This window comes from Burkholderia sp. ZZQ-2 (genome assembly GCF_050768715.1).
GTDB classification, from domain to species: Bacteria; Pseudomonadota; Gammaproteobacteria; order Burkholderiales; family Burkholderiaceae; genus Burkholderia; species Burkholderia cepacia.
In genome coordinates this window covers 1-12136 of the sequence record NZ_LDVA01000322.1, presented here as the reverse complement: position 1 = coordinate 12136, position 12136 = coordinate 1, and the positions used below count along the sequence as shown (strand labels likewise).

Genomic DNA, 12136 nt, shown 5'->3' with positions numbered 1-12136 from the left:
ATCGTGTCGCCCGGCTTCGCCACCGCCTGCAGGCACAGGTTGATCGCCTCCGTCGCGCCCACCGTCACGATGATCTCGTTCGGGTCCACCGACATCCCGTTTTCCAGGTAGCGCCGTGCGATCTGACGGATCAGCCGCGGATGCCCGGGCGGCAATCCGTCCGTCACGCCCCACAGCGACTTGTCGCGGCCGGCCGCGTACGCATAGCGGTTCAGCTTCTCGAACGGGAACAGGCTCGGATCCGGGTACGGCGAGCCGAGCGGCACTGCGTCGTCGGTGCCGATCGAGCGCAGCGTCGACAGCACGAGCCGGCTCACGTCGACCGACGACGAGATCGCGATCGGCTTCGACGGCCGCAGCTCGCGCACCGGCGCATGGCCGTCGTCGCGCCGCAGGTTCACGAAATAGCCGGACTGCGGGCGGCTTTCGAGCAGCCCGCGGCTTTCCAGCAGCAGATACGCGTGCAGCACGGTCGTGATGCTGATCCGGTGCTGCTGGCTCGCCTGCCGCACCGACGGCACACGATCGCCGTGTCGATATACGCCTTGCCGGATGAGTCTCTCTACGTCGTTTGCAAATTTCTCGTAGAGCTTCATCCGCCTCGCCCCGCCAGCGATGAACCGGCCTGCGCTGCACGGGCGGCATGGCCGCGCCGGTGCACGAAGCCGGATAGCCGTGCCCGGGCGCGGGGGTCCCGGTTCGAACCTCGTCCGTTATCGAAATTGAAGGCGGATAGCAACGCGAATCTCATCTAGACAAGGTTCGGCATCCTACTGCGTCATTTCGACGAATGTAAGTGACAGTTTGGCGAGGAAACGCCAAATCCGGCCGGCGTGGTGAACAGATTCAAACGCGACGGCACGGCCCGGCGCAGGGCCATTCACCGGGCCCCATGCAGGAGCATGGGCTCGCGTATTGCCGCCGGCCGGCGGGCGGCCATCACGCGAAGCCCGGTCATGCGCGGGCCTCGCGTGTGATCAAGCGTCGTCGACGTTGTCCGCGTAGTGGTCGATCGCGACCTTGCACTCGTCGAACACCACCGTCAGCCACGCGACGTCGTTCGACTCGACCCACTTGCGGATCTGCAGGAATTGCCCGGTGCCGAGATCGGCGACGCGGGCCGGATCGGCGGTCGTCACGTCGACGGTCGCGATCGCGCGCTTGCCGCTGCCGTGCAGCGGCGTCAACGTCGCCGCAATGTCGAAGCGCCGGTACGATTGATCGATGCGCATGCGGTTCTCCCGAAGCAGGCCGAAAGGAAGCGTCTCAATCGAGCGTCTGGCGGAACACCTTGCCGCCGAATCCCGTCACGACGTTGTCGACCGAGAACGGCGTGTCCTCCTTCGCTTCGAGGATGACCGCGACGCTGCCGGGCACGAGCCGCGCCGCAATCGTCTCGACGAACGTGCCGTCGAGCAGCGCATTGCCGGCCGCTTCCGCGAGAATGCCGGCCCCCGCGCCGGCCGCCATGCCGGTGACCACGCCGAGCGGCCCGGCGAGCAGCCCGAGCAACCCGCCTGCGATCGCGCCGATCACGCCGCCCTTGAACGGACGCGATTCGGCATCGAGCACCGCGAGCTTGCCGGTCGCGTCCTTCTCGACGACGACACCGTTCTCGATGTGGAATCCCTCATGCTTGTCCGACAGCGCCCCGAAATCGCTCGCGGCCCGACGGGCCGTGTCGACGCTGCCGAACACGGCGACGATCAGTTGCCTGGTCATTCGATACCTCGCTCGGTTGGTTGGTTAGTCAGTTTGGCCGGTTACAGCCGCCGCACCGCATGCGGCACGCCGCCCGCTCCTCACCTGCGCGCATGCACATCGTCCTCGACATCGTCGACATCCGCCGGAAAGCGATGCTGGCCGAAACTCAGGATCAGCACGCCCACCGCGAGCAGCACGATTCCGAACGTCGTCATCAGCATCCGCTCGGGGCTGTCGGTCGCCCCGCGCAGGATCAGGTCGCGCGCGAGCGACGTCATCGCAATGAACAGCGGAAACCGCACGGGCAGCCGGCCGAGCCGCAGGTAGCGCACGTCCATCGCGAGCACTTCCAGGTACAGGAACATCAGCAGCAGGTCGGTCAGCGACACCTCGCCCGCCAGCACGACCTTCCACGCTTCCTGCGCCATCGCGAACGCGGTCGCGAGCCCGATCACGATCAGCCCGGCCAGCTCGGCCGCGTGAAGGAAATGGCCGAAGCGGCGGCGAATGCGCTCGGCCGGCGAGCTGGGAACGGTGGTCGTATTCAAGGTGACAGTCGCGTTGAGGAAACTTGAACGGCGCCGGGTGGCGGGAACGCCGCGTCGCGCGCGGCAGCATGCACGGCCCCGCTATCGGGCACGTCGGGCGCGTCGGGCGCATCCGGCACCGCCGGCGCGTGCGGGCCGGCCGCGCCGATCGCCTGCTCGACCGCGGACAGCGTCCGGCGGCAGCACACGTGGAACGCGACGCCCGCATCGGAGCAGGCCACGTCGTCGTGCTCGCGGCACAGCAGCAGGCGACAGCCGAGATACCGTTCGAGGCAGTCGATCCGTTCGCTCACCTGCGCTTCGTCGAGCCGCAGTTCGGACGCCGCGCCGGACAGGCCGCCACGCTCGACCACCGCGACATACACACGCATCGCTTCCAGCAGGTTCATGATGACGCTCCTCGTCGGCGGGCGCAGCGGAACCTAATCTACTGCACGCGCCGCGCACGCTCAAGAGCACAGCGCCGCGCACGCCAGGAGTACAGCTGCGCGCGCGCCGCCCGAAAACCGGCCCTGTTTGACGCATTCGCATGACAGTTCGGCGATACGGGTTCCAAAGCCCCGCCGAAGCTGCTAGATTGCTTGCTCGACGACGTTACGCGGTGCGGGCCGGTCACGCGCCGCGCGGCCGGCCGCCACCGCCGCGGCCCGTTGCGCGAGGCACGCGCGACGTCCTTCATCCGCATGACACCAAGAGAACAGTCGCATGACACAGTTCAACCGTTCGCCTTCGCGCGCCACGGCCCGCCCGTCCCGACATGACTGACCGGCAGCTCACGATGCAGACACCTCCCCCACTCTCCCAGGCCGTTCACAGCCCGATCACGCGCAGCGCGATCTTCCTCGTGGCGACGATCAATCCCGGCACCGATCACGCCGACACGATCCGTTCATGGTGCGGCGACATCGCCGCGCTCGTGCGCTCGGTCGGCAAGCGCGTGCCGGGCGGCAACCTCACCTGCGTGTGCGGCTTCGGCGCCGACGCATGGGACGCGCTGTTCGGCGACCCACGCCCCGCCGCGCTGCATCCGTTCCGCGAGTTCGGCGCGGGGCAGCGTGTCGCGGTCGCGACGCCGGGCGACATCCTGCTGCACATCCGCGCGGAAGCGATGGACCTGTGCTTCGAACTCGCGACGCAGCTGCTCGGCGCGCTGGGCGATGCCGTCACGGTGGTCGACGAGGTGCACGGCTTCCGCAATTTCGACCAGCGCGCGATGATCGGCTTCGTCGACGGCACCGAGAACCCGGAAGGCCGCGAGGCGGTCGACTTCACGGTGATCGGCGACGAAGACGCGGAATTCGCGGGCGGCAGCTACGTGATCGTGCAGAAGTACCTGCACGACATGGCCGGCTGGAACGCGCTCGCGGTCGAGACGCAGGAGCGCATCATCGGCCGCACCAAATTGTCGGACATCGAACTCGCGCCGGACGTGAAGCCGTCGTGCTCGCACAGCTCGCTGACCACGCTCGACGAGAACGGCCAGGAAGTGAAGATCCTGCGCGACAACATGCCGTTCGGGCGCCCGGGCGCGGGCGAATTCGGCACCTATTTCATCGGCTACGCACGCTCGCCGGCGCCGATCGAGCAGATGCTCGAGAACATGTTCGTCGGCCGGCCGCCCGGCAACTACGACCGCCTGCTCGACTACAGCCGCGCGGTCACCGGCTCGCTGTTCTTCGTGCCGTCCGCCGACCTGCTCGAAGCGCTCGCCGATCGCGCGACGCCGGCCGCCGACGCCGCGCAGCCGGAAGCGTCGCCGTCCGCACCGCATCGCGACGGTTCGCTGAAAATCGGCTCGCTGAAAGGCATCCCGTCGTAACGCCGGGTGCCGATGGCCGTCCGGCGCGCGACCGCGCGCCGGGCGTGTCCGGAGCCGCCGCGGCTCAGTCGGCCGGAGCGCGCGTGCAGCGCTGCGCAACAGCCCCCCACCGCGCCACCGCTTATGGGCAGTGACGCGCGCAGGCTTGCATTCCCGGCACGCCGCCCACGCGACTCAACCCACCAGAATATAGAGCCAGTTCTTCGGCAACGCCCCGCCCGGGCCGTTGCTGCATGCCAGCAGCCGTTCGCCGGATTGGGGGTGCGTGATGCCGGTACGGAACGTCTCGATGGCCTTGCGCTCCAGACGGTCGAACGCGTTCCCGACCAGGTTGTGCGCTTCGAGATAGATCGGGGCCATCAGCTTGAAGTCAGGCTTGGTGGCGCGATGTTTCGCCAGCCGGGTGTACAGGTCGCTGGTGATGCCGATATAGAACTTGCTGTACTCCGGCTTCGCGGCAAACGCGTTCAATACCTGCCGCAAATGCCCGATGACATCCTCGTGATTGATGACGCCCGTCTTCAGCATGTATTTGTCTTCGGGCGAGACGAGTTGCAATGCCATGAACGACCTCCACTTGTTGTGAAGCATCAATAGGCTGCATCTATGATTCATCCGGGCCCGGCTCCGACGACCGCCCAATCCCTGCTGGCAGAAACCCGGCTGGATGAATGTTCGTAAGAATGCACGACTCGCGACAGGACGTCGACCGGAATTGATTCCGCACAGCGTCGAACGCGGCCCGGGCGACGGTGCCGCCGGCACGCCCCGGGTATCGCGGCAATCCAGTCGCGGCATTCCGTGTTCGCCCACACCCGCACCGCACGAATTGCATCACAGTTGCGCCACCGCACGGTGTCGTTTCGATTTGTGCTGCAGCGGTGTCGATCGAGCCTGCTAATATTCATTTTCGTCCGCGATCGGCAGGCTGGCATCACGCACAGCCCGTCAGCCGATCGGCCCGCCATCAAGTGTTTCCGCTGACGTGAGGCAATCCAAATCCATGAATAACCTGCACCGCGAACTCGCCCCGATCTCGTCTTCCGCCTGGGAACAAATCGAGGAGGAAGTGGCACGCACGTTCAAACGATCGGTGGCCGGCCGCCGCGTCGTCGATGTCGACGGCCCCGAAGGCCCTGAGCTGTCGGCCGTCGGCACCGGGCACCTGGTCGCCGTCGACGCGCCGCGCGAGCACGTGAACGCGCGGCTGCGCGAAGTCCGCACGATCGTCGAGCTGACGGTGCCGTTCGAGTTGAGCCGCGATGCGATCGACAGCGTCGAGCGCGGCGCGCGCGATGCCGACTGGCAACCGGCGAAGGACGCCGCGCAGCGGCTCGCGTTCGCCGAAGACAACGCGATCTTCGACGGCTACCGGGCCGCCGGCATCGTCGGCATCCGCGAAGGCACGTCGAACCGCAAGCTCACGCTGCCGGCGGACGTCAGCGCGTATCCCGACGCGATCAGCGACGCGCTCGAGGCGCTCCGCCTGGCCGGCGTCGACGGCCCGTATTCGGTGGTGCTCGGCTCGGATGCGTACACGGCGCTCAGCGAGGCGCGCGACCAGGGTTATCCGGTCCTCGGCCATATCAAACGGATCGTCAGCGGCGAGATCATCTGGGCGCCGGCGATCAGCGGCGGCTGCGTGCTGTCCACGCGCGGCGGCGATTACGAGCTGCATCTCGGGGAAGACGTATCGATCGGCTACACGAGCCATACCGACAAGGTCGTCCGCCTGTACCTGCGCGAAACGTTCACGTTCCTGATGCTGACGAGCGAAGCATCGGTGGCCGTCGCACCGCAGGGCAACCCAACGGCCTGACCTCGGCTGTCCGCGCGATGCCCGCCGGGCGTCGCGCGCGGCCGGCCGCACCGCCGGCCGCATGTTCGTCGCCGATCGAACCCACTTTGCATGGAGTGTGTGATGAGCGAGTCGAATGAGGCATTACAGGCGCTGCAGGCGTCGGTCGACCAGTTGAAGAAGGCGGTCGACGCGAACGCGAGCCGCCAGGCCGGCGACACCGCCGTGCTGTTCACCGTCCTGTCGCTGGTCCTGGCCGAGTTGCCGCCCGACACGCGCAACCTGATCGAGGATTCGTTCTCCGTCTGGGCCAATGGCCTGCCGGATACGGCACTGTCAACGGACGTGAAGCAGATCGCCCGGCAACGACTCGCGATGACCCTCCCGGACTGACCGCGGCACGCCGCGGTTGCGCCCTGTCCGGTCCGGACCGTGCAACCCGCCTGCTCCTTCGGCCGCCACGCACGCATCGTCCGCGGTGCGCGCCTGGTTGCATCCGGCCGCTCGCCGCACGTCCCCCGTGCGGCGCTTCCGTCGCGCCCGACCACCCGCGGCACCCTCCATCCACCTGCCACCGGCGCCCTGCGCGCCCATGTCGCACCGCCCCCCGTTCGCGTGGCGCCCGCCCCGCTTTCCGGTCACCGCACGTTACGCGTGCCGCGCACGCCCGCGCCGCCGTGCATCCGCCCGTCTGTGCTCCTCTTCGCCCGTGCGCGCCCGCATCCGAGGGTGCAATTCGCAGCCGGGCCGGCGCGGAACTGTGTCTTGGATGGCCTCCGCCGATTCGCTATTTTGAACGCAGTCGAAGCGATGCCGTGGGCTCCTCCCGGCACGCACGCCTGCCGTCCTGACCGCGACCGCGCACGACGCCGGCGCGCACTGCGCGACAGCCCGGGCACGGCCCGCGCGCCGCCGTGCCGCCCTGCTTCGTGTCATGCGTTCGCGGTCGGGCCGCGCAAGCGCCGCACCGCATCGGGACTTCACCCTTCGACCCACTTTCACCGACAGGAGCCAGACCACCATGCCCGCACTTTGCGATATCTGCCACGCCCGGCCGGCCGTCGCGCGCGCAACCGTGATGCAGGACGGCGAGCGCAAGACCATCTCGATCTGCGACTACCACTTCCGTCAGCTGATGCGGCATCAAAGCATGCTGAACCCGTTCGATTCGCTGCTGGGCGGCGGCTCGTCGTCGCTGTTCGGCGGGCTCGGTGACGAATCGCCGCTCGCCGCCGAAGTCCCGCGCGAATCGGTCGACCCGACCGACGCGTTCAGCGAGCAGACGCTGGAACTGCTGCAGCGCGCGGCCGAGAAGGCGCACGAGCTGCGCCGCAGCGAGCTCGATTCCGAACACCTGCTTTACGCGCTCGCGGACACCGACGTGTGCGCCGCGCTGCTGAAGGAACTGAAGCTGTCGCCGCAGGACATCCGGTCGTACATCGACGAGCACGCGCACACCGGCACGGCCGACCCCGATGCGCCGCTCGACAAGCTGTCGATCTCGCCGCGCGTGAAGAAGGCCGTGCAGTACGCGTTCCAGGCGTCGCGCGATCTCGGCCATTCGTACATCGGCCCCGAGCACCTGCTGATCGGGCTCGCGTCGGTGCCGGACAGCGTCGCCGGCACGCTGCTGAAGAAATACGGCGTGACGCCCGAGGCGTTGCGCCAGAAGGTCGTGAAGGTGGTCGGCAAGGGTGCCGAGGACGGTCGCGTCGATGCTCCGACCGGCACGCCGAACCTCGACAAGTTCGGCCGCGACCTCACCGCGATCGCGCGCCAGGGCAAGCTCGACCCGGTGCTCGGCCGCGCGCAGGAAATCGAGAGCACGATCGAGGTGCTCGCGCGCCGCAAGAAGAACAACCCGGTGCTGATCGGCGAGCCGGGTGTCGGCAAGACGGCGATCGTCGAAGGGCTCGCGCAGCGGATCGTCAACGGCGACGTGCCCGAGGTGCTGCGCGACAAGCGGCTCGTCGAAGTCAACATCAACTCGATGGTGGCAGGCGCCAAGTATCGCGGCGAATTCGAGGAGCGCGCGAAGCAGCTGATCGACGAAGTCACGGCGAAGCAGGACGAACTGATCCTGTTCATCGACGAGCTGCATACGATCGTCGGCGCGGGCCAGGGCGGCGGCGAAGGCGGCCTCGACATCGCGAACGTGCTGAAGCCCGCGCTCGCGCGCGGCGAGCTGAGCCTGATCGGCGCGACGACGCTCAACGAATACCAGAAGTACATCGAGAAGGACGCCGCGCTCGAGCGGCGCTTCCAGCCGGTGTTCGTGCCGGAGCCGAGCGTCGAGCAGACGATCGTGATCCTGCGCGGGCTGCGCGACAGCCTCGAGGCGCATCACCAGGTGACGTTCGCCGACGACGCATTCGTCGCGGCCGCGGAATTCGCCGACCGCTACATCACGTCGCGCTTCCTCCCCGACAAGGCGATCGACCTGATCGACCAGGCCGCCGCACGCGTGCGGATCGGCGCGACGTCGCGCCCGGTCGACATTCAGGAAGGCGAAGCGCAGATCGCGCAACTGAAGCGCGAGCAGGACTACGCGACCTCGCGCAAGCGCTTCGACGAAGCGAAGCAGTTCGAGGAGCAGATCAACGCGAAGCAGAAGGCCGTCGACGAGAAGATGGAGGCGTGGCAGCGCAAGACGGGCTCCGAGACGCTCGAGGTGACGGTCGAATCCGTGGCCGAGGTTGTGTCGCGCCTGACCGGCATCCCCGTGTCCGAACTCACGCAGGAAGAACGCCAGAAGCTGCTGAAGATGGAAGAGCAGCTGCGCGAGCGCGTGGTCGGCCAGAGCGACGCGGTGGTGGCCGTCAGCGATGCCGTGCGGCTGTCGCGCGCGGGGCTCGGCCAGACGCACCGGCCGATCGCGACATTCCTGTTCCTCGGGCCGACGGGCGTCGGCAAGACCGAGCTCGCGAAGGCGCTCGCCGAGACCGTGTTCGGCGACGAGCAGGCGATCATCCGCATCGACATGTCCGAGTACATGGAGCGGCACGCGGTCGCGCGGCTGATCGGCGCGCCGCCCGGCTACGTCGGCTACGACGAAGGCGGCCAGCTCACCGAGCGCGTGCGGCGCCGCCCGTACAGCGTGATCCTGCTCGACGAGATCGAGAAAGCGCACCCGGATGTGTACAACGTGCTGCTGCAGGTGTTCGACGACGGCCGCCTGACCGACGGCAAGGGCCGCGTGGTCGACTTCAGCAACACGATCATCATCGCGACGAGCAACCTCGGCGCGGCGATCATCATGGACAACCTCACGCAGCCGGAAGCCGCGCGCAAGACCGACAAGGCAATCCGCGAGGAACTGATGCAGGTGCTGAAGGGCCATTTCCGCCCCGAGTTCCTGAACCGCATCGACGAGGTGATCGTCTTCCACGCGCTGTCGAAGGAGAACATCCGCTCGATCGTGCAGATCCAGCTCGACCGCGTGATCCGCACGGCCGCCGCGCAGGACATCACGCTCGTGATGGGCGATTCGCTCGTCGAGCACCTGACCGAAGCCGGCTACCAGCCGGAGTTCGGCGCGCGCGAGCTGAAGCGCCAGATCCGCCAGACCATCGAGACGCGGCTCGCCAAGGAGATCCTCGCCGACCGGCTGAAGTCGGGCGACAAGTGCGAGGTCGACTACGACAAGGACAGCGACGAAGTGAAGTTCAACAAGCTCGCCGCGCCTGAAGCGAAGGAAGCGAAGGACGCCGACGGCAAGGCCAAGCCCAACGGCCGGGCCGCCAGGGCGGCAGCAGACGCGAAGCCGGACGACACGCCTGCCGACGCCCCGCCGCCCGCGGCGAAACCCGGCAAGAAGTCGTCCGGCGCGAAGAAGGACGCACACTAAAACAACGCATGCCCTGCAACCCGGGGCACGCATGACCGGCTCCGTCCGCCGGACGGAGCCGCCCCACGCCGCGACACGGCGCAACCGAGCCACCCGCACCGGGCCCGGCTATTGGAGATTCACCATGACAAATCGACGCGAAGTGCCAGGCATCAGGAAGTACGACGGGCCCGCCGGCGGTTGGGGCGCGCTTCGCGCGACAGCCGACGCGGTGCGCACCCAGATGGAGACCATCGAGGCGCCGATCGTGCTGATGCGGACCAACCAGCCCGACGGCTTCGACTGCCCCGGCTGTGCGTGGCCCGACAAGGAACACAAGTCGACGTTCCAGTTCTGCGAGAACGGCGCGAAGGCCGTCACGTGGGAAGCGACGACCAAGCGCGTGACGCCCGAGTTCTTCGCGGCGAACACCGTGTCGTCGCTGCTGCGCATGTCGGACTACGAACTGGAGAACATGGGCCGGCTCACGCATCCGCTCGTCTACGATCGCGCGACCGACACGTTCCGCGAGATCGCATGGGACGATGCGTTCGCCCGCATCGGCGAAGTGCTGCGCGCGCTGCCGCCGGAGCAGGTCGAGTTCTACACGTCGGGCCGCGCATCGAACGAAGCCGCGTACCTGTACCAGCTGTTCGCGCGCGAGCTCGGCACCAACAACTTCCCCGACTGCTCGAACATGTGCCACGAGCCGACCAGCGTCGGCCTGCCGCAGTCGATCGGCATCGGCAAGGGCACCGTGTCGCTGGAGGATTTCGACCACTGCGAGCTGATCATCTCGATCGGCCACAACCCCGGCACGAACCACCCGCGGATGATGGGCACGCTGCACGAGTGCTCGCGGCGCAACGTGCCGATCATCGTGTTCAACCCGCTGCGCGAGCGCGCGCTCGAACGCTTCGCGGACCCGCAGGACATGATCGAGATGGCGTCGTTCGGCTCGACGCGGATCGCGTCGACGTACTACCAGGTCGACGCCGGCGGCGACGCGGCCGCGCTGAAGGGCATCATGAAGGCGCTGCTGAAGCTCGAAGCCGAGCAAGGCAACGTGCTCGACCGCGATTTCATCGCGCAGCACACCAACGGCTTCGACGCGTTCTCGGCCGACCTCGAAGCCACGTCGTGGGACGACATCGAGCGCGCGAGCGGCCTCAGCCAGGCGCAGCTCGAACAGGTCGCGCTCGCGTACGCGAAGTCGAACGCGACGATCGTCACGTACGGGATGGGCGTCACGCAGCACAACAAGGGCACCGCAACCGTGCGCCTGATCGCCGACCTGCTGCTGATGCGCGGCAACATCGGCAAGCCGGGCGCCGGCGTGTGCCCGCTGCGCGGCCATTCGAACGTGCAGGGCAACCGCACGGTCGGCATCACCGAGAAGCCGTCGGCCGAGTTCCTGAAGAAGATCGAGGACGTGTGCGGCTTCACGCCGCCCGCGCATCACGGGCACGACGCGGTGCAGGCGATGCAGGCCATGATCGACGGCACCGCGAAGGCGCTGCTGTGTCTCGGCGGCAACTTCGCGGTCGCGCTGCCCGATCCGGAACAGTCGTTCCCGGCGATGGCGAAGCTCGACCTGAGCGTGCATCTCGGCACGAAGCTGAACCGCTCGCACCTGCTGGTCGCGAAGGAAACCTTCATCCTGCCGGTGCTCGGCCGCACCGAACTCGACATGCAGGCCACCGGCCGCCAGTCGATCACCGTCGAGGATTCGATGTCGATGGTCCACGCGTCGGCCGGCAAGCTCAAGCCGGCGTCCGACCAGCTGCGCTCGGAGCCCGCGATCGTCGCGGGGATTGCGCATGCGACGCTGCCGAACAGCAAGGTCGCATGGCTCGACCTGATCGCCGACTACGACCGCATCCGCGACCTGATCGACCGCACCGTGGACGGCTTCGAGGCGTTCAACAAACGCATCCGCACGCCGGGCGGCTTCCGGCTGCCGCTGCCGCCCACCGAGCGCGTGTGGCCGACGCCGACCGGCAAGGCGATGTTCTCGGTCTACAAGGGCGTGAAGGAGGATGCCGACGTGCTCGGCGGCGAGCAGGTGCTGCGGCTCATCACGCTGCGCAGCCACGACCAGTACAACACGACGATCTACGGGCTCGACGACCGTTATCGCGGCGTGTTCGGGCGTCGCGACGTGCTGTTCATGAACCCGGCCGACCTCGCGAAGTACGGGCTCGAACACGGCGACCTGGTCGACATCGAGACGATCACCGCATCGGGCCGCACGCTGCGTCTCGAGAAGATCACCGCGATCGAGTACGACATCGCGCCGGGCTCGGTCGGCGCGTACTACCCGGAAGCGAACGTGCTCGTGCCGCTCGACTACATCGACAAGGAAAGCGGCACGCCGTCGTACAAGTCGGTGCCGGTGCACGTCGTGCGCTCGGCGGTGGTCTGATCCGCTGGCAGGCGGG

Annotated in this window: 11 protein-coding genes; 5 read left to right on the top strand and 6 right to left on the bottom strand. The window is 67.8% G+C overall.

Translation table 11 applies throughout. The features are described 5' to 3' along the window. The 5 genes from ABY44_RS29720 to ABY44_RS29700 all read right to left on the bottom strand — a co-directional run. Nucleotides 1-596 (bottom strand): GntR family transcriptional regulator (locus tag ABY44_RS29720; protein WP_431642946.1); only part of this gene is annotated, 596 nt, incomplete at its 3' end. A gap of 381 nt (nt 597-977) precedes the next feature. Then, a complete protein-coding gene (locus ABY44_RS29715; RefSeq protein ID WP_060171989.1) occupies nt 978-1232 on the bottom strand; it encodes a hypothetical protein in 255 nt (84 codons plus the stop codon). A 34-nt stretch (nt 1233-1266) separates the two neighbouring features. After that, entirely contained in the window at nt 1267-1722 is a 456-nt protein-coding gene (locus tag ABY44_RS29710; RefSeq protein WP_059682419.1) for a DUF1269 domain-containing protein, read from the bottom strand. Between the two features lie 80 nt (nt 1723-1802). Beyond that, on the bottom strand, nt 1803-2252 hold the full coding sequence (locus tag ABY44_RS29705; protein ID WP_059682421.1) for a phosphate-starvation-inducible protein PsiE: 450 nt from the start codon (nt 2250-2252) through the stop codon (nt 1803-1805). Next, nucleotides 2249-2641 carry a helix-turn-helix domain-containing protein gene (locus ABY44_RS29700; RefSeq protein WP_060171991.1) on the bottom strand — a complete coding sequence of 131 codons (393 nt, stop codon included), beginning with the start codon at nt 2639-2641 and terminating at the stop codon, nt 2249-2251. Before ABY44_RS29700 ends, ABY44_RS29705 begins: the two co-directional genes overlap by 4 nt. A 368-nt stretch (nt 2642-3009) precedes the next feature. Here ABY44_RS29700 and ABY44_RS29695 point away from each other — a divergent pair, with 368 nt between their 5' ends. Beyond that, nucleotides 3010-4071, top strand: a complete 1062-nt coding sequence (locus ABY44_RS29695; protein WP_060171993.1) for a Dyp-type peroxidase — start codon at nt 3010-3012, stop codon at nt 4069-4071. Between the two features lie 174 nt (nt 4072-4245). On the opposite strand, the gene ABY44_RS29690 is transcribed toward ABY44_RS29695, so the two are convergent. Beyond that, nucleotides 4246-4635 (bottom strand): GIY-YIG nuclease family protein, encoded by a 390-nt coding sequence (locus ABY44_RS29690; RefSeq protein ID WP_021157953.1) that lies wholly within the window; start codon nt 4633-4635, stop codon nt 4246-4248. Between the two features lie 439 nt (nt 4636-5074). Between ABY44_RS29690 and ABY44_RS29685 the strand changes: the two genes are divergently transcribed. The 4 genes from ABY44_RS29685 to ABY44_RS29670 all read left to right on the top strand — a co-directional run bounded on the left by ABY44_RS29685 (nt 5075) and on the right by ABY44_RS29670 (nt 12120). After that, entirely contained in the window at nt 5075-5890 is an 816-nt protein-coding gene (locus tag ABY44_RS29685; RefSeq protein ID WP_021157952.1) for a family 1 encapsulin nanocompartment shell protein, read from the top strand. A 102-nt stretch (nt 5891-5992) separates the two neighbouring features. Then, a complete protein-coding gene (locus tag ABY44_RS29680; protein WP_059485958.1) occupies nt 5993-6262 on the top strand; it encodes a hypothetical protein in 270 nt (89 codons plus the stop codon). 628 nt (nt 6263-6890) lie between these two features. Continuing rightward, a complete protein-coding gene (locus ABY44_RS29675; RefSeq protein ID WP_060171995.1) occupies nt 6891-9716 on the top strand; it encodes an ATP-dependent Clp protease ATP-binding subunit in 2826 nt (941 codons plus the stop codon). A gap of 124 nt (nt 9717-9840) precedes the next feature. Next, nucleotides 9841-12120: an FdhF/YdeP family oxidoreductase gene (locus ABY44_RS29670; protein WP_060171997.1), complete on the top strand. Its 2280-nt coding sequence runs from the start codon at nt 9841-9843 to the stop codon at nt 12118-12120. Nucleotides 12121-12136 lie beyond the last annotated feature (16 nt).

Excerpts from the sequence above, each read along its gene's own strand:
- ABY44_RS29715 (WP_060171989.1), bottom strand. The coding sequence starts at position 1,232 with ATGCGCATCGATCAATCGTACCGGCGCTTCGACATTGCGGCGACGTTG.
- ABY44_RS29710 (WP_059682419.1), bottom strand. The coding sequence starts at position 1,722 with ATGACCAGGCAACTGATCGTCGCCGTGTTCGGCAGCGTCGACACGGCC.
- ABY44_RS29700 (WP_060171991.1), bottom strand. The coding sequence starts at position 2,641 with ATGAACCTGCTGGAAGCGATGCGTGTGTATGTCGCGGTGGTCGAGCGT.
- ABY44_RS29695 (WP_060171993.1), top strand. The coding sequence starts at position 3,010 with ATGACTGACCGGCAGCTCACGATGCAGACACCTCCCCCACTCTCCCAG.
- ABY44_RS29690 (WP_021157953.1), bottom strand. The coding sequence starts at position 4,635 with ATGGCATTGCAACTCGTCTCGCCCGAAGACAAATACATGCTGAAGACG.
- ABY44_RS29685 (WP_021157952.1), top strand. The coding sequence starts at position 5,075 with ATGAATAACCTGCACCGCGAACTCGCCCCGATCTCGTCTTCCGCCTGG.
- ABY44_RS29680 (WP_059485958.1), top strand. The coding sequence starts at position 5,993 with ATGAGCGAGTCGAATGAGGCATTACAGGCGCTGCAGGCGTCGGTCGAC.
- ABY44_RS29675 (WP_060171995.1), top strand. The coding sequence starts at position 6,891 with ATGCCCGCACTTTGCGATATCTGCCACGCCCGGCCGGCCGTCGCGCGC.
- ABY44_RS29670 (WP_060171997.1), top strand. The coding sequence starts at position 9,841 with ATGACAAATCGACGCGAAGTGCCAGGCATCAGGAAGTACGACGGGCCC.